The sequence below is a fragment of the Emticicia sp. MM genome, from assembly GCF_001649495.1.
Genome location: NZ_LXHX01000072.1, coordinates 1 through 756, shown reverse-complemented (window position 1 = coordinate 756; position 756 = coordinate 1). Strand labels below are relative to the sequence as shown.

Genomic DNA, 756 nt, shown 5'->3' with positions numbered 1-756 from the left:
ATATTTCTTCTTTGGTGTAGGATGAAGCTTCTTTTTCGCTGAGTTGGTGAGCCCATTTCACTCTGCTTTGCGTATTTGAGCCTTCGCCTTTTGAACCATACTCTGCATAGAAAGTTGTTTTTTCGGTTTCGGGTCTTCCCCAGTTATTCCAGCCTTCGGGTAGAATGTGGCTGCCGAGTTCACAATTGATAAAAACAGTTTTGGCAAAATCTCGCCATGGTCTGCCCAAATAAACTTTGCTAGCAGCTTTATCAGCAGTTAGTTTACAATCTTTGAAAATATAGCCGTAGGCTACCCATTTAGGTGTTGAAGCCGCCGTAACATAACCATCAGTTTTGCTATGAATGTGGCATTTTTGAAATAAAGCCGTTGATGAACCAAAAATAAAATCAACCGTACCTTCGATGTAGCAATTTGTAAAATATTGCCTTGAGTTTTCGCCCGAAGCAAAAATAGTATCTTGGTTTCCGAGAAATTTACAGTTTTCAAACGTACAACGGTCGCCTTCAACGTGTAAGGCTACTGCTTGTCCGACTCTTCCTGCAGTATTTTCGATGGTCAGATTTTTAAACTTTATCTCGTTGCCCATTACTTTGAGCGTGTAAGAATCAAAGGTTTCCATTTTCCCTTTTCCCGAAAAATCATCATAGCTAATAATGGTACTATCGAGACTTTCGCCCACAAAAGTAATGTTGGTCAGTGTGCTATAAACTTCGAGTTTTTCTTTGTAAATCCCTTTTTTGATTTTGATTGTAA

General features: G+C 39.2%; 1 protein-coding gene. It reads right to left on the bottom strand.

Annotated elements, in window-relative coordinates:
• The coding region (locus A6M55_RS09140) for a pectinesterase family protein (RefSeq protein ID WP_197491685.1) at nt 1–756 on the bottom strand (756 nt) is incomplete at both ends.